The sequence below is a fragment of the Fibrella aquatica genome (assembly GCF_041321135.1).
Lineage (GTDB): Bacteria > Bacteroidota > Bacteroidia > Cytophagales > Spirosomataceae > Fibrella > Fibrella aquatica.
The window spans coordinates 643,188-659,140 of sequence record NZ_JBGGWF010000001.1 but is presented as its reverse complement, the minus strand read 5'-3'; the positions used below and the strand labels follow the sequence as shown (position 1 = coordinate 659,140).

General features: G+C 51.3%; 12 protein-coding genes. 4 read left to right on the top strand and 8 right to left on the bottom strand.

What is annotated here, in order from left to right; all coding sequences use genetic code 11:
- Window positions 1-208 precede the first annotated feature (208 nt).
- The gene (locus tag ACAW87_RS02400) at window positions 209-862 is read left to right on the top strand and encodes a MarR family winged helix-turn-helix transcriptional regulator (RefSeq protein WP_370721547.1); all 654 of its coding nucleotides are present in this window, start codon (window positions 209-211) and stop codon (window positions 860-862) included.
- A 62-nt stretch (window positions 863-924) separates the two neighbouring features.
- Window positions 925-3,381, top strand: coding sequence for a TonB-dependent receptor (locus tag ACAW87_RS02395; RefSeq protein ID WP_370721546.1), 2,457 nt, complete (start codon window positions 925-927; stop codon window positions 3,379-3,381).
- Between the two features lie 12 nt (window positions 3,382-3,393).
- Here the strand turns inward: ACAW87_RS02395 and tsaD are convergent, their stop codons facing one another.
- Window positions 3,394-4,404: a tRNA (adenosine(37)-N6)-threonylcarbamoyltransferase complex transferase subunit TsaD gene (tsaD, locus tag ACAW87_RS02390; RefSeq protein ID WP_370721545.1), complete on the bottom strand. Its 1,011-nt coding sequence runs from the start codon at window positions 4,402-4,404 to the stop codon at window positions 3,394-3,396.
- Window positions 4,405-4,526: 122 nt separating this feature from the next.
- Between tsaD and ACAW87_RS02385 the strand changes: the two genes are divergently transcribed.
- Together ACAW87_RS02385 and ACAW87_RS02380 are read left to right on the top strand one after the other, a co-directional pair.
- The gene (locus ACAW87_RS02385; RefSeq protein ID WP_370721544.1) at window positions 4,527-4,934 is read left to right on the top strand and encodes a VOC family protein; all 408 of its coding nucleotides are present in this window, start codon (window positions 4,527-4,529) and stop codon (window positions 4,932-4,934) included.
- Between the two features lie 224 nt (window positions 4,935-5,158).
- The gene (locus ACAW87_RS02380) at window positions 5,159-9,853 is read left to right on the top strand and encodes a translocation/assembly module TamB domain-containing protein (RefSeq protein ID WP_370721543.1); all 4,695 of its coding nucleotides are present in this window, start codon (window positions 5,159-5,161) and stop codon (window positions 9,851-9,853) included.
- Window positions 9,854-9,876: 23 nt separating this feature from the next.
- Here ACAW87_RS02380 and ACAW87_RS02375 read toward each other — a convergent pair whose 3' ends face one another.
- The 7 genes from ACAW87_RS02375 to ccsA (ACAW87_RS02345) all read right to left on the bottom strand — a co-directional run bounded on the left by ACAW87_RS02375 (window position 9,877) and on the right by ccsA (ACAW87_RS02345) (window position 15,883).
- Window positions 9,877-11,154, bottom strand: a complete 1,278-nt coding sequence (locus ACAW87_RS02375) for a hemolysin family protein (protein ID WP_370721542.1) — start codon at window positions 11,152-11,154, stop codon at window positions 9,877-9,879.
- A gap of 6 nt (window positions 11,155-11,160) precedes the next feature.
- Window positions 11,161-11,403, bottom strand: coding sequence for a hypothetical protein (locus tag ACAW87_RS02370; protein WP_370721541.1), 243 nt, complete (start codon window positions 11,401-11,403; stop codon window positions 11,161-11,163).
- Window positions 11,404-11,531: 128 nt separating this feature from the next.
- Window positions 11,532-14,108 carry a cytochrome c biogenesis protein CcsA gene (gene ccsA / locus ACAW87_RS02365; RefSeq protein ID WP_370721540.1) on the bottom strand — a complete coding sequence of 859 codons (2,577 nt, stop codon included), beginning with the start codon at window positions 14,106-14,108 and terminating at the stop codon, window positions 11,532-11,534.
- 25 nt (window positions 14,109-14,133) lie between these two features.
- Window positions 14,134-14,328, bottom strand: a complete 195-nt coding sequence (locus tag ACAW87_RS02360; protein WP_370721539.1) for a hypothetical protein — start codon at window positions 14,326-14,328, stop codon at window positions 14,134-14,136.
- Entirely contained in the window at window positions 14,325-14,765 is a 441-nt protein-coding gene (locus tag ACAW87_RS02355) for a cytochrome c maturation protein CcmE domain-containing protein (RefSeq protein ID WP_370721538.1), read from the bottom strand. Before ACAW87_RS02355 ends, ACAW87_RS02360 begins: the two co-directional genes overlap by 4 nt.
- A 28-nt stretch (window positions 14,766-14,793) precedes the next feature.
- Complete coding sequence (locus ACAW87_RS02350; RefSeq protein WP_370721537.1) at window positions 14,794-15,060, bottom strand: CcmD family protein; 267 nt, start codon at window positions 15,058-15,060, stop codon at window positions 14,794-14,796.
- Window positions 15,061-15,223: 163 nt separating this feature from the next.
- A complete protein-coding gene (gene ccsA, locus ACAW87_RS02345) occupies window positions 15,224-15,883 on the bottom strand; it encodes a cytochrome c biogenesis protein CcsA (RefSeq protein WP_370721536.1) in 660 nt (219 codons plus the stop codon).
- Window positions 15,884-15,953: the final 70 nt, after the last annotated feature.

Genomic DNA, 15,953 nt, shown 5'->3' with positions numbered 1-15,953 from the left:
CTTCGGCAAACCCTCAAACCAGACCCTTTGATTAGCCAACATAAGATACGTATCAACGGCGGGTAGTAAACCTATAGGGCTGGCTGTTTTGTGGCTACGATTAAAACCAATTGACAAGTAAAGGCCCAGAAGTCAGACGCATAACTTTTAGAGCGGAGACACAGTTATGGCCAGGTGCCAAACTTGATACATTTTTGTATTAATTTTCATGATGACGTACGATTTCCTAAAACAGTTGATTGCCCAGGCTGAAGCCTTTGAACAGGCCACGCCCGATACTGATAACCATACAGTGACTGATTTTGCTACCTGGATTAGTCAGCAGTCGCCGCCGACCACCGCTATGGAACCAGATCCATCAAAGGATAATCAACTTCCTGTAGATACCGAAATTGCAGTTATGGTTTCTTATCTGTACCGCTATGCCCGGCTGTACAGTAAGAAGGCACTAGCGCATACCCCGCTCACAACCATCGATGAGTTTTCGTACATCATCATGTTACTGGAAGGCCCGCCACCCACAAAAACGGAGCTCATTGAACGCAATATTCACGAAAAAACAACTGGTACTGAAATACTGCGGCGTCTCATTAATGCAGGCCTGATTGAGCAGTTCGACGATCCGGTTGATAAACGGTCAAAGCGGGTGAAACTAACTGAATCGGGCCAATCGCTGCTGATGAGCTTATGGGGCGACATGACCGATGTAAGCACGCTGGTAAGTGGAAACCTTACCGCTGTTGAAAAAGAGCAATTAGCTCGTTTACTTAGAAAATTACACCTGTTTCATAACCCTATTTTTATAAACGAACGTGAATTACCTATTGCCGACCTGGTTGAACGGCTAAAAAGCAAAAATTAATTCAAAAACATACAACTTTTATCAGAAAACCAAAGTTTATAGTACGAAAACACACTTCTACTATGCGACTTTGTCTTCTACTTAGCTTACTTTTCAGCGCGTTCATCGGGTCAACATTGGCGCAAACCCAGCCAACCGGTATTGTAACGGGCACGGTGCGTAACCGAAACACCCAGGAACTACTCATTGGCGTGACGGTGCAGGTTGATAATCGGACCACGCCCGATGCTAGACCAATTGGTGCCACCACCGATGCTGAAGGTCGTTACAAACTCAGCCTGCCGGTGGGCAGCTACAACCTGCGGGCAACCTATATTGGCTATCAACCGCAGGAGAAATTCAATCTCATCGTATCGTCGGGGAACGCCAACGAAACCAGCTTTGATCTGGAAGAGGAAAGTAAGCGGCTATCGGAGGTAACCGTTAGAGCCAACCGGGCTACGGCCGCCGTATCTTCTATCACGACGCCAAACTCCATTCAACGGCTTACGACCGAGGAAATCAAAACTAACCCGGGGGGTAATTTTGACATTTCGAAGGTGATTCAAACCTTACCCGGCGTAGGTGGCTCAGCAGGTGGGCTGCGAAACGACATCGTGATTCGGGGGGGCGCGCCCAACGAAAACGTATTTTACCTCGACGGCATCGAGATTCCGGTTATCAACCATTTTCAAACGCAGGGCGGAACAGGCGGGCCACAGGGAATTCTGAACGTGTCGTTTATCGAAGACATAACCTTGACTTCATCGGGTTTTGATGCCCGCTACGATAATGCCCTGGCGTCTGTGTTTCAGTTTAAGCAACGCGAGGGCAATCCAGACCGGTTTCAGGGGAATTTCAGGCTGAGTGGCACCGAAGCAGCCCTGACCACAGAAGGACCTCTCAGCGAAAAAACCACATTTCTGGCGTCGGCACGGCGGTCTTATCTGCAATACTTTTTTCAGCTCATCGACCTGCCTATTCGCCCAAACTACTGGGACTTTCAGACTAAAATAACCCACCGTATCGACAAAAAAACCACGTTGACCGCTATTGGTGTGGGCGCTATCGACGAGTTCAGCTTTGCCGTACCCCGCAACACAACACCCGACAAAGAATTTGCCATTCGACGTAGCCCGCTCGTCAATCAATGGAATTACACAGGTGGTCTATCGCTGAAACGGCTCGTTGAGAACGGATTTTTCAATGTGGCCCTGAGCCGCAACGCCTTCGATAATGCCCTCGACCGTTTTGACGATGGCCGAACGGGCGATGAATCGGCGCGTGTACTGCGCATTCGATCGCGCGAAACAGAGAACAAACTTCGGTTCGACCTGAATCAGTCCGTGAACGGGTGGCGGTATTCGGTAGGTGGTGTGGCGCAATATGTGCAGTTTACCAACGATTTGGCAGCCAAACTGAGCAACGAGGTTCGTAGCCCAGCCGGTGTGCTGATACAACCAGCGCTATCGGTGCGGTCGGTAACAGACATCGATTTTGGCCGGTTTGGGTTATTTGGGCAGGTGAGCCGCAACTTTCTCGCCAACAGACTGGGCGTGTCGGCGGGATTGCGCACCGATATCAACACGTTTACCGACACCGGGCTCAATCCACTACAGACGCTGTCGCCCCGAGTGTCGCTGAGCTACGCGCTTACTGATCGCTGGACGGTCAATGCATCGGTGGGGCGGTATTACAAACTGCCGACCTATACGGTGCTGGGTTTCCGGGATGACGCAGGTACGTTGGTGAATCGCAGTGCTACCTACATTGGCTCGACGCACTATGTGGCCGGGCTCGAATTTTTGCCAAAACCGACCACGCGTTTTACCATCGAGGGTTTCTACAAACAGTACGGGAATTATCCGGTTTCGGTACGTGATGGTATTTCGCTGGCTAACCTGGGCAATAACTTCAACGCGATTGGCAACGAAGCCGTAACCAGCACAGGCAAGGGAAGAGCGTATGGCGCAGAAGTGTTTTTTCAGCAGAAACTGGTAAAAAACCTGTTTGTGGTAGCGTCTTACACCTTTGTTCGCTCCGAATTTTCGGGACGTGATGGCGTTTTGCGTCCATCAGCCTGGGACAATAGGCACCTTTTTTCGGGCTTACTGGGCCGCAAGTTCAAGCGGGGCATCGAGATTGGGCTGAAATATCGCTTTGCGGGCGGGGCTCCCTACACGCCGTTTGACCTGGTAGCGTCGCAGCAAAACTTCCTGAATAGAGGCGAAGGCGTACTCGACTTCAGCCAGTTGAACACGCAGCGACTGGCCCCATTGAATCAATTCGATTTCCGGTTTGACAAAAAATGGAATGCCAAACGGTTCACCTTCGATCTGTTTCTGGACGTGCAAAACGCCTTTGTACTGCCTACACCCAACTACCCGCAGTTTGTGCTGAAACGGGGCGAAAACGGAACGGGTTACGTAACCACCGATGGCCGACCGCTACAAGCCGACGGTAGCAACGGTGTGCCGACTGTTCTGCCCGACAGTGACCCATTTGTAACGCCAACCATTGGCTTCATCGTTGAATTTTAGGTCGTGTGCCGGTTATAATTCCATTCGCGGCAGGGGGCTCACGTCCTGACCAACGAACTCGTTTTGTTGGTATTTGAAATACGCAGCCATGGCAATCATGGCTGCGTTATCTGTGCAGTACTCGAATTTCGGAATAAATACCTGCCAGCCTTCTTTTTCGCCAAGCGCCAACAAACTGTTTCTCAGCCCACTATTGGCCGACACGCCGCCCGCAATGGCAATCTGCCGGATACCCGTTTCGCGCGTAGCCTTCGTCAGTTTTTTCAGCAACATCTGAATCAGCGTGTACTGAATACTGGCGCAGATGTCGTTCAGGTTATCCGTTACGAACGTAGGGCTTTTGCGGGTCTGGTCGCGGAGGAAATACATGATCGCCGTTTTAATACCGCTGAACGAGAAATCGAGGTCGGGCATATCGGTCAACGGAAACGGGTAGGCAAGTGGATTACCCAACTTCGCGTGCTTATCGATCAGCGGACCACCGGGATAAGGTAATCCTAACAATTTGGCCGATTTGTCAAACGCTTCGCCAACCGCATCGTCCTGTGTTTGGCCAATCACATGCATATCGAGCGGCCCGTCTACGCGCACCAGTTGCGTATGCCCCCCACTGACAGTCAGGCAGATAAACGGAAACGCTGGCACGTTTTGGTCAGGTACGTCACGGATAAAATGAGCCAGCACGTGGGCCTGCATGTGGTTTACTTCGATCAGCGGAATGTTTAACCCCAGGGCAAAGGCCTTGGCAAAGGAAGCGCCAACCAACAGAGAGCCCAACAAGCCGGGCCCGCGCGTGAAAGCAATGGCCGACAAATCTGTTTTAGCTACTTTTGCCTCTGCCAACGCCTGCTCGACCACCAACACGATGTGTTGCTGATGCGCCCGCGAGGCTAGTTCGGGCACAACACCCCCATAGCGTTCATGAATTAGCTGGGCAGCAATAATATTAGACAAAATACGGCCGTCGGTCAGAACCGAAGCCGACGTTTCGTCGCAGGATGATTCAATAGCAAGCAGTGTCATTACAGCAAATTTAGTTTAAAGTTCAACGTTCAACGTCCAAAGTCGCGCTGCTGGCTTGAAGGGATGGCCACTAGCAGCGCAACTTTGAACATCAGACCTTCAACTTTGGCCTAAATTCACCCATGCCTCAAACTATCGCTCAGCTTGCTCTTGTCGTTGATGATTACGACGATGCCATTCGGTTTTATGTGGATAAACTGAATTTTATATTGGTGGAAGATACGCCGCTCAGTGATACCAAGCGCTGGGTACGTATAGCCCCACCGGGTACGTTGCCAGACGGTCAGGGCTGTCAGCTATTACTGGCTAAAGCCACCGATGATGAGCAGCGTAGCCGGGTTGGCAACCAAACAGGCGGGCGGGTTTTTCTGTTTCTGAACACCGATGACTTCTGGCGTGATTTTCGCCTTATGGTCCAAAACGGGGTTCAGATTATTCGCGAACCGGTTGCTCAACCCTACGGAACAGTAGCCGTTTTTGCCGACCTGTACGGCAATCTGTGGGATCTGATTGGACCAGGAATTAAATAGTCTAACGTTTAACGTTCAATGTCTAAAGTTGCTTCGCTAACTGATGTGAGACGGAGTAACTTTAGACATTGAACGTTAAACGTTAGACTATTTAATTCCTGGTTCCATCGAGTGTAACGAAAACAGCACTTTTACCGTTTAAAAAGCAGTTCCTAAACCCTGTGGCTCGTTTTTAGTCGAACGACGGACGATATTCGAGCCAACCCCCACTTCTGTAGCCCCGCATGCGGTCATTTGTTAACATACTCCTGAAAACGTTACTGCTGGTGATGCTGGCTTTTGTAACGCTTTGGGTCATGTTGCAATTACCGCCCATACAAACCTATATCGTGCAGCGCGCGGCTACCTGGGCAACCGAGAAACTGGGCATGCAGGTTAATATCGGCCGGGCCTCCATCAAATGGTTCGATACGCTGACTCTCGAGGACGTTCATATCCGGGACTATCAGAACCGCCCCATGATTCAGGTTGGGCGGCTGGAAGTAGATTATAACCTCGGCAATTTCGTTGATTTCACCACGCTCCCTACCTGGCTCACCGGCATTTTTCTTACGCCGGATCAACAGCTCCGAAAGCCGACGAGCGCCATCCATCTGGATGCAGTTGTGCTGTATAAACCAAACGTACAACTGGTATACAGCCCCGAAACCGGCGATCTAAACCTCGACGACTTTATCAGTTCTATTGAGCGGCTAACGAGCGACCCCACGAAACCCCGAGTCCACAGCGATATGCATGCCCCCTTCACCATTGGCAAAGTAGCCGTGGTTGATGGATTCTTCTCCATGGACGACCCCCGCGAGTCTTACATGAAAGACCCCAGGGATTTTGATTATAATCACCTTCGGCTGTCGGCTATCAACGGTGATGTCAAGGATTTTCTGGTACTGGGCGATACCATTGCCCTCAATGTGTCGCGGCTACGTACAGTTGATCGGCAAACGGGCCTCACGGTAAAGCGGATGGATACGAAGTTTCTGTATTCAGACAAGAAAATGGAGTTCGCAGATCTCTACATGTCGGTCAATAACTCAGTCATTCGCGATTACGTCGCCTTTCTGTACAATGCCCATCGAGACATGGGTAAATTTAATACCAACGTGGCTATACGGGCCAATTTTGCCAACAGCATCGTTCGGTCGGCCGATCTGGGCGCGTTTAGCTCGTATGTTCGAAAATTAAACGAGACCTGGTTCCTAAGTGGCAACATGCGCGGCCGTGTGGTTGATCTGAGTCTGGTTGACACTGATCTCCGCTTTGGACCACAGGGCCGTAGCCGATTGGTAGGCGACCTGGCTTTCAAAGGGTTACCCGACATGGATAACCTGCTGGTGAATCTGCGTTTTCGACCCTCGCTCGTCACACTGGCCGATATTCGGCAATATTACCCTGATCCGGCATTCAACAAAACGATGGCCAAGCTGGGTACGTTGGCCTTCAACGCCAATTTTACCGGAGCCTTCGATAATTTCACCACCAACGGGCAATTCAGCTCGGCACTGGGTAGGGTGGCGGGTAAACTGTCGCTTAAACTTGCCGACCGACCCGAGCAGACAACTTACGAAGCCGACCTGACCGCCGACCAGTTTAAAGTGGGCGAGTTAATTGATCAGCCAGGTACGTTGCAAACCATCGACGGGCGGGGACGCATTAAAGGGCAGGGAACCGACCTTAGCCGCGCCCAGGCCGACATTGACGGGCAGTTTGCGCGCTTCGGCTTTGGCGGCTACGACTACAAAAATCTGGTGGTGCAGGGCAACTTGCAGAAAGCCTACTTCAACGGCCATGTGGCCCTTCGCGACCCCAACGCCAAGCTGAACCTGGATGGTGAGTTTGACTTGCGTGGTGCTAAAAACCAGTTCGATGTGCGCGGTACTGTTCAGCAGGCCGATATGCGTGCGTTGGGCTACACCCGCGATTCGCTCACAATCAGCACATACCTGAACGCCATACTGGAAGGTAATTCAGTGGATCAGCTAACGGGGCAGGCCAATTTCAGGGATGCTTTTCTAACCCTGAACGGTCGCAATCTGGCCATTGATACGCTGTCTCTAGTGTCTACGATCGAAGGGGCTCAGAGTCGCTATCTTAACATCGATTCCGATTTTTTGTCGGCACGATTACAGGGGAACTACGAACCTAACCGCACCATTGCTGACTTGACCAGACTGGCGCGTGAATACACCCTGTACTTTGCGGGCGATGCCGCCGGTCAGAAAGAGTACTACGCTGACAAGTTGGCCCGATCGATGCGAAACGCTCCCCTTCCCTATCACATCGACTATCTGATGTCGGTTCGGAATGCCCGGCCATTATTGACTTTTCTGAATTTGCCCGCCTACATTGCTACCGGTACACGCCTGGTGGGTCGGTACAATGCCGACAACACACAGTTCATTACGGCCAATGTACTTACCGATTCGCTGCGAGTGGCCGATTACGCCTTTGGCCCAACGGAACTGGATCTGACTACGTCTAAATTCACCAATTCGGGCGAGGTACTGGCTTCGGCCATTCTGTCGTCGGCACGGCAGAAGCTGGGAGGTCTGGCCCCTACCCAGAATCTGGATGCAGAAGCATCGTGGGATCAGGACCATATCAACTTCACGAGTAGCGTTGACCAGACAGGTACCTCCAATCGGGCCGATCTGAACGGAGAGTTACGCTTCAAAGGCGACGCCATTGACCTCACCTTCCGCCAATCGAAACTTCGGTTGCTCGATACGGACTGGACGCTGAACCCAGCTAGTCTGGTCAGAATGGTGGGCAATGAGTTTACGTTGCAGCAGGTGACGGTTTCTAACCAGAGCCAGTTCATCACGGCCTCGGGCAAGGTGTCTACCGACACATCGGCACGCCTGGACCTGGCTGCGCGCGATTTTCAGTTAAGCTCGCTGAATCCGGTTTTGAACACCCGGCTGGGCGGCGTACTGAATGGAAGTGTACAACTCCGCAATCTGTACAAAGCCGCCATTGTAGAAAGTCAGCTCAACGTAACGGCCCTGGCCTATGAAAACGCCATTATCGGCGATGTGGTGGGATCTGGCGCTTATGACCCTGCAGCCAAGCAAGTTAACGTTAACGCCCGTCTGATTCGTGATCGGGCCGATGTGTTTACGCTGACAGGTACGTATACGCCCGAGCTGAAAACCAATTCCCTGGCGCTTCGTGCCCTGTTCAACAATACTGAACTCAGACTAGCCGCTCCTTTTACGAAGGGTATCTTCTCTAATTTCGGAGGTACGTTGCTGGGGCAAGTCAATGTAACAGGCACGCCTAAAACACCCGTACTGAGCGGTTCAGTAGACATTCAGAAAGGCCGCGCCACCTTCGATTACCTGAAAACCGATCTATTTTTCGATAACACGATCTATTTTGGCGATAACGAAATACTGACCCGTCGCATGGTATTACGCGACGCCGACGGCAATACCGCCATCATTCGCGGCGGGGTGTATCACGATAATTTCCGGTTCTTTCAGCTTGGATTCGATGCCGATTTGCAGAAGTTCCGCATCATGAACACGAGCGCCAATGATAACAACCTGTTCTACGGACAAGCAGTTGTAACGGGCAAGGCTGAGTTGTTTGGCCCTCTGGATAACCTGACGGTGCAGGCCGATATGCAGAGCAACAAGGGCACACGCATGTATATTCCGCTGGATGGCGCGGCCACCGTTAGTCAGCAGGATTACATTCAGTTTGCCAGCCGCCGCGCTGCCGCCAAAGACAGCACCAAACAATCGGTTGATTTGTCGGGAATCAAGATGGATTTCAAGTTCGACATCACGCCCGATGCGTATTGCGAAGTGCAGTTCGACCGGCAATCGGGCGACATCATACGTACCTACGGCGAAGGGCGGATTGCCATGAATGTGGATACGAAAGGCGACTTCACCATGACTGGCACGTATGGCATTACGCAGGGAGACTACACGTTTACCTTCCAGAACCTGCTGAACAAGAAGTTCCAGATTCGGCCCAATAGCCGCATTACCTGGACGGGTGACCCCTACGGTGCGCTCATCGACGTAACGGCGGCCTACACCCAGTTTACGGCCCTCGGCGCGCTGCTTCCCACCACAGGTACGTCGTCGAACATTACCAATAACTCGCCCGACCGAACCCGCCGTTACCCCGTTGATCTGCTCATCAAACTGACCGGTCAATTAACTACGCCCGACGTTGGTTTCGATCTTCGCATTAAAGAATATCCCGCTTCGTCGGAGTTCAGGCAGGCGGTAACGGCATTTGAAAACCGGATTCAGAGCAACGACCAGGAGCTGACCAAACAGGTAAGCAGCCTACTGATATTTAACCAGTTGATTCCGGAAGGCCTGAACCTGTTCAGCCAGGATGTGCAGGGAGGCGTGGGGAACGCACTTGGCGAAATCGTGTCGAACCGACTGAGTCAGTTGTTCTCTAATGTCGACGAAAAGCTGAATGTCGGCGTTTCACTGGGCAACGTACTGGGAGCCGCCACCGGTACTCAGGCCAGCGATAACCTGCTGAACAACCTTCAATTGAGGGTATCTTATCGGCTGCTCAATGACAGATTGCGCGTAAGTCGCGATGGTGGGTTTACGTATGGCCAAAGCCAGGCTAGTGCTGCCAGTTTGCTGGGGGAATGGACGCTGGAATACTGGCTTACGCCTGATGGACGATTACGGGCCAAGATGTATAACCGGAATCAGCAAAGTGCCCTGGGAGCCCTTAGCCTCAACTCGGCCACGCTGACCACCAGCGGCGGATTGAGTATGCTATATACCCGATCGTTTAATCGCTTACTGTTTGGCGGAAACAAGGAAGTGAAACCTGGTGTGCCGGTTCCTGAACAACCCGCGCCCTCTACTCCGGGAACCCAGCCGCTAGCCACGCCCCCCACGGCCGTAACCAATGGTTTTTCAGGAAGGCAGTAAGGGGGTTAGGGTAGAATGTGATACTACTCGTTGCCGATTGTGACCCGAACGGTGCCAATTCGGGTACCCTGCACCGACTCGATCATGAGCGTGTAAGGGCTTATCCTGAAGGTATCGCCCACGTTTGGCAGATCTTCGTTGATTGATAGAATAAGACCACCCAGGGTTTCGTAATCGCCCTCGGGTAATTCCCAGTCGTATTTCTCGTTTAAATCGTCGATCTCGTGGCGGGCCGAAAGCAGGTACGTTCGCGCATCGATCTGCTGCTCTACCCAGTCTTCGTTTACGTCGTATTCGTCCTGAATTTCACCGAAAATTTGCTCCACAATATCCTCTACGGTGATCATACCCGCTGTTCCGCCAAACTCATCAACCACTAAGGCAATGCTTTTATGTTCCGACAAAAACCGCAACAGCAGATCCTGAGCTGGCATGGTTTCAGGAACGGTGAGAATAGGCAACAGAATATCGTCAATTTGTTGCGGCTTCTTAAACAGACCCGACGCATGGCAATAGCCAATCACATCGTCTACGGTATCCCGGTAAACCAGAATTTTGGAGTGGCCGCTTTGCTGAAATGTCAGGCGCAGATCGTCAATGGTTTCGTCGTTGGCTACGGCAGCTATTTCGGTACGCGGCACCAGACAATCACGCACCCGAACGTCGCGAAAGCCGATGGCGTTGTTGAAGATTTTGGCGTCTACCTGTCCATCCTCCTCTGCATCAGTCGGACTTTGGTTCAGGTGTTGCAGGTAGTTGTTCAGGTCGGTGATACCGAAAACAGGGCGTAATTCGGTTACATCCTGCCGCAGCACATATTTATTGAACAGACGAGCTATCCAGACCAACACCCGCACCAGTGGCGCAATAGCCTGATAAATCACCCAAAGCGGCACTGCCAGTTTTTCCAGAAATGCATCGGGATGAATGAGGGCCAGGCTTTTGGGCAAGTAGTCGGCGAAGGGCAGAAAAATCAGCGTTAGAATCAACGTTTCGATGATCAGCAACGCGATCGGACTATCAAAATCGCCAGGGAGCAGTGCTTCCAACATCGGATTCAGCACCGTAACCCCCAACACAGCATACAGGACCAGAAAAAGCGTGTTTCCCGTCAGGGTGGTTCCTACAAAAAGAATTGGATTCTTCAGAAAGCGGGAAACCAGCTTTTCGCCTACCGGGCCTTGTTTACTGTGCAGATCGAAGTAAAGCCGGTTCACCGACGTGTAAGCGGTTTCAACGGCGGCAAAAAAACCGGTGGCGATAAGCGCAAAGAGGGCACCGAGCAGCAAAGAATAGATCATATTGGCTTATTTCTTCCCCTTCCGTTGAGCGTCCTGCTTCCGTTTGTCGATCATCTGTTTAATGGTTGGCGAAACGTCTTTACTCTTCTGCTGGTCGCGCAGGCGAAACAGTTGAAAAGCAAACAGAAAGGCTACTGCCAGTAGCAGTAAATCGTAACTCCCCGAAAAACCCACGCGCCGGATTTCCAGTATCCAGAGAATTAAAGCACCAATGAAGGCACAGAGTAACAGTGTATCGCGGAGTTTCATATCAGTTATCAGTTATCAGTAAGCAGTTATCAATGTACCCAGTTAGAATACTATACGTAGGCATCCGGGTACATTGGTAATTAATCATTGACAACTGCGTTATGGTAGCTAGGTACGCTGATAACTGTTTACTGATAACTGACTACTGATTTGCGGGCTTCTTTCTTGTCCTTGCTCTCCATCTTTCCGTTTTCGCGGTAGCGGCGGTAGATCGCCATCAGGAAACCGATGACCATGACCAATGTACCAATCCAGAGTAGGTTGATCAACGGTTTTTCCGACGCTTTCATCACGATGTAATCGCGTTGTGTACGGTTCACGGCGAAGGTAAACTGGCCTGTTTTAGGGTCGATTGTTTTCAGTTGAAGACGAACACCAAGCTCTTCCGAGATGTCGGCGGGGCTGGCAATAGCTCCGTCACGAATCACGAAGGCGGGTTGCATCATCACTTCCCGATCTTTATACAGCACACGTACCTGCGCTTTCACCCCTACGTCGGAAGGCGTCATCTCGATGCCCTTCACTTCGTTCGTTTTAGCGACGTTGTCCAGAATGGCTACGTAGTCGTTCAGGAAAAACGTATCGCGGATAGAAACAGCGTATGTTTCCGTTTTCTCCCACTGCATTTCTGCGTTGGGGTCAGGCACCGATGAAACGAACGTGTACAGATCCCGTCCGGCTTTATGGCGAATATCGGGCGAGGCTAACAAGCCCATCCGGTCATTTACCTGAGCGCGCGGGTACAGCGAGAATACTTTGCCACTAGGCTCACGATATTCTACCTCGTAATACACGTTTTCGGGATACAGTGCCACGGTATCGCCTTTCTTATGATACAGCTTACCGTCTTGCGAAAGGTCTTCCTGCGCAATACCACGGAAGTCTCCCTCGATGACCGATACCGCCTTACGGGGAACGTACCCAGGCATATCACGCACCTCCACTTTCTGGCCCCGGTACGTTAGCTGATAGCCTTCCATCCGCTCAGACTGATTCAGCCACAGCAAGACGTTCTCTTTGTTCTCTTTGTTATCGTTTTTGGTAAACTCGTCTGACTTCGAAATCAGCAGGCCACTGTTGTTGATCGACGTTACCTTCGAATAGCCCGACGAGAACAGAATACCGATCAGCATCAAGGCCATACCCATGTGCGCTACGGCTCCGCCAGATAGCCGGTAATTGCCCTGCAATACCCCCATCAGAATAGATCCGTTGGCCATAATGGCAAATACCGACGTGGTCAGGAATACCATGTAGATCGGGTTCTTTATCTGACCAAAACCAATGATCGCTGCACTAACCAGCAGTGTAAGCACCAGCGGCGTCATGAGCGCATTGAAGCTACCCTTGCCGGCTTTGCGCCACCAGATATATTGGCCAACACCCGTCAGTACGGCAATGAAACTAAAAAACCAGATCTGAAACTTGTTGTAGTGCCCAATCTGATCAGTCGGCATGGCCAGGTTCGAGGCTTTACCAAACAACTCAGCCACTTTGTTATAAACCGGAATCGACGTGGTTGAAATGACTTGAAAACCGGCCAAGCAGAGCACAATAGCGCCCAAAAACAGCCACAACTCTTTGTTGTAAATAGATAACTCCTGCTCATCACTAGGAATCAGTTTCCACTTCGCGGCCATCAGGGCAATTGAAATGACCACGAACGCCAGCAGGTATACCAACAATTGCCCCGATAGGCCCAGATCAGTAAACGAGTGTACAGAGGCATTGCCCAGAATACCGGAACGCGACAGGAAGGTAGAATACAGGATCAGCAGGAACTGCGCAATAGTTAGAATAATCGCCGTTTTGAGGCCTGCCGAGCTGCGTTTAGCCGTCAGCATCGTGTGCATAGAAGCCACCATGATAAGCCAAGGCACGTAGACGGCATTTTCAACGGGGTCCCAGTTCCAGTAACCGCCGAAGTTCAGCGTTTCGTAGGCCCAGTAGCCGCCCATCATAATGCCAACGCCCAACACCACGGCACCGACCAGCATCCAGGGTTGTGCAGGACGAATCCAGTTCAGGGGCTGATTGCGCCACAAACCGGCAATACAGTAGGCAAACGGTACCAGCGCGAGCGCAAATCCGAGAAAGAGCGTCGGCGGGTGAATCACCATCCAGTAGTTCTGCAGCAGCGGATTCAGTCCTTTCCCGTCAGTAGGAATAAAGTTGGGATTCATGGTATACACCGGTGCGTCGGGCATTGCTTCTTTCAGCAACAAAAACGGTGATGAACCGATTTTCAGGTCTCCCAGCACTACGCCCAGAATCATCGATGTCAGGAACGCCTGTACCAGCGCAAACACGGTGAGCATCGGTCCTTCCCACTTCGAACCGGCCGTGCGGGTCAGAATAATACCCAGCACCGCGTTCCAGAACATCCAGAGCAGGAAGCTTCCCTCCTGTCCTTCCCAGAAGCACGAAATCATGTACTGCACGGGCAACGCCAGCGACGAGTGGCTCCAGGCATACTGGTACTCGAACCGGTGGTTATAGATGATGGAGAACAAGCAAACAACCACACTTAGAACTGCTACGCCGTGTACATAAAAGGCCCAGCGTGCCAGCTTTTTCCAGTGGTTCTCTTCCGCTGACTCACGGGCCAGCGTTGTTTTCAGGTACGCAAACGTGGCTACCAACGCCGTTACAAACGACAGGATAACAAACAGATGACCCGTATTACCAACGGTGAAGTCTTTCATAACATGTTAACTAATAAGTCGGGCGTTATTTATTGCGGGCTTCCTCTTTACGTACCTGGTTTGCCTCGTCAATCCAGGCATCCAGTCGGCCAGATTCAAGATCGATGATCAACTGCGCATCCCAGCGCGCCTGATGTAATTCAGCAGCTTTATCGCGTACCTGAGTAAGCTCTTCAATTGATAGCGACTGTAGCGCTACTTCAATTTCCTGAACGCTCATAGCTTCGCCGTTTTAGCTTCGTATTCAGTTACGTCTAACTTACCATCCTGATACTTGGAGGGGCATTTAAGCAGGATTTTGTTTGTCTGGAAGTGATCGCCCTGCATGGCACCAATAACCACGACCTGTTCTGACCGGTCGAAATCCTGCGGTTTGGGGCTGTTGTATACGCACTTCTGCACGTGATTATCGTTGTCGACGAGGGTGAACTCGAAGTGGTTCGGATCGATTTGGGGTTGGTAGAAAAGGCCTTCGGCCTTGCCCGACGCGTCTTTTTTCAGCTTGCCCACCACGTGTACCATGTCTTCGTCGCCATCTTTGGCCATAGCCATTGCCTTGCCGAAAGTCACGTATGAGCTTGAATCGCCGTATGAAGTTACCACAATGCCGATAGCCACAGCGATAACGATAATGCCAATAATGTGTGAGATTTTCATGACTTAAAAAGTGCATTAGCCGGGTACGTTACCGGCTCATATTGGTTGTTGATTTACCGGCGTTTAGTTGGCTATTCTTTACCTCCCGCTCCAGCTTACCAATTTTACTGTCGAGGCGAACGAGGTATACAATAATGCCAAAAAAGACCGCCGCAATAACGGCTACGACCACCCAGATTTTACCGTCGGCCCGAAGTTGATCGGCCATCTCGACAGTATCCTGGGCCATAGTGGTTTGGGCAATCAGCAAGAAGGAAAGCAGCAAACTAAAACGGGGTACTAATGAGCGAATCATGCGGTTGGTTTAGAGGCAGAACCTCTTTAAATGTTAACAAAGATACGGCGCGATTTATTCCAATAAGAATCAAAGAGTAACACGGGCTTTAGCCGGGGGCGCCTAGCCCGTATGTGAGTAAGTTAGTTACATACGGGCTAGGCGCCCCCGGCTGAAGCCCGTGTTACTCTTCCAACGCCACGTGCAACCGGCTGATACGTACCCGAAGCTGCGTTATCCAGACACCGAGCAGGATGAATCCGATCACGGCCGGATAAAAAACCATGCGCATATCACTGTTCATATCATACTTACCAAACGCCGGATTGCCCCCATTACCAGGGTGTAGCGAATCTGTCATACGAGGCAAGACGAAAATGAGCGGAACGAACACAGCAAAGGCCAGAATATTGTAGACCGATGAGATGCGGGCGCGGCGCTGTTCGTCATCAAACGCACCACGTAACACCAGATACGCCATGTAGAGTAACATACCAACCGCTGCCCCGTTCAACTTCGGGTCGTTCGGCCAGGGCTCACCCCACGTATAATTAGCCCAGATCGAACCGGTGGCACAGCCTAACAGGCCGAACAGGATAGCTGTCTTGGCAAATTCGACCGATACCAAGTCGTCTCCCAGCTTACCACTCCGGAGGTACTTGATAGCAAAAATCATCGACGTCAGCATCAGCGTGACCATCCCAAACCAAAGCGGCACGTGGAAATACACGTTCCGGATACTCTCGTTCAGAATTGGCTGACGAGGTGTTGGGCCCAACAAACCCCAAAAAACTGTATACGTTAAAATGATGACCGCCAGGGCCTTCCACCAGTTTGCTTTCATATTTGTCTAAGTTTGATGTTTCGTGTTTGAGGTTTGACGTTGCGCTGCTACTTTATACAATTAAGGATTG

What these genes read in the sequence shown, in the direction of transcription:
- ACAW87_RS02400 (WP_370721547.1), top strand. Translation starts at nt 209, where the DNA reads ATGATGACGTACGATTTCCTAAAACAGTTGATTGCCCAGGCTGAAGCC.
- ACAW87_RS02395 (WP_370721546.1), top strand. Translation starts at nt 925, where the DNA reads ATGCGACTTTGTCTTCTACTTAGCTTACTTTTCAGCGCGTTCATCGGG.
- tsaD (WP_370721545.1), bottom strand. Translation starts at nt 4,404, where the DNA reads ATGACACTGCTTGCTATTGAATCATCCTGCGACGAAACGTCGGCTTCG.
- ACAW87_RS02385 (WP_370721544.1), top strand. Translation starts at nt 4,527, where the DNA reads ATGCCTCAAACTATCGCTCAGCTTGCTCTTGTCGTTGATGATTACGAC.
- ACAW87_RS02380 (WP_370721543.1), top strand. Translation starts at nt 5,159, where the DNA reads ATGCGGTCATTTGTTAACATACTCCTGAAAACGTTACTGCTGGTGATG.
- ACAW87_RS02375 (WP_370721542.1), bottom strand. Translation starts at nt 11,154, where the DNA reads ATGATCTATTCTTTGCTGCTCGGTGCCCTCTTTGCGCTTATCGCCACC.
- ACAW87_RS02370 (WP_370721541.1), bottom strand. Translation starts at nt 11,403, where the DNA reads ATGAAACTCCGCGATACACTGTTACTCTGTGCCTTCATTGGTGCTTTA.
- ccsA (WP_370721540.1), bottom strand. Translation starts at nt 14,108, where the DNA reads ATGAAAGACTTCACCGTTGGTAATACGGGTCATCTGTTTGTTATCCTG.
- ACAW87_RS02360 (WP_370721539.1), bottom strand. Translation starts at nt 14,328, where the DNA reads ATGAGCGTTCAGGAAATTGAAGTAGCGCTACAGTCGCTATCAATTGAA.
- ACAW87_RS02355 (WP_370721538.1), bottom strand. Translation starts at nt 14,765, where the DNA reads ATGAAAATCTCACACATTATTGGCATTATCGTTATCGCTGTGGCTATC.
- ACAW87_RS02350 (WP_370721537.1), bottom strand. Translation starts at nt 15,060, where the DNA reads ATGATTCGCTCATTAGTACCCCGTTTTAGTTTGCTGCTTTCCTTCTTG.
- ccsA (WP_370721536.1), bottom strand. Translation starts at nt 15,883, where the DNA reads ATGAAAGCAAACTGGTGGAAGGCCCTGGCGGTCATCATTTTAACGTAT.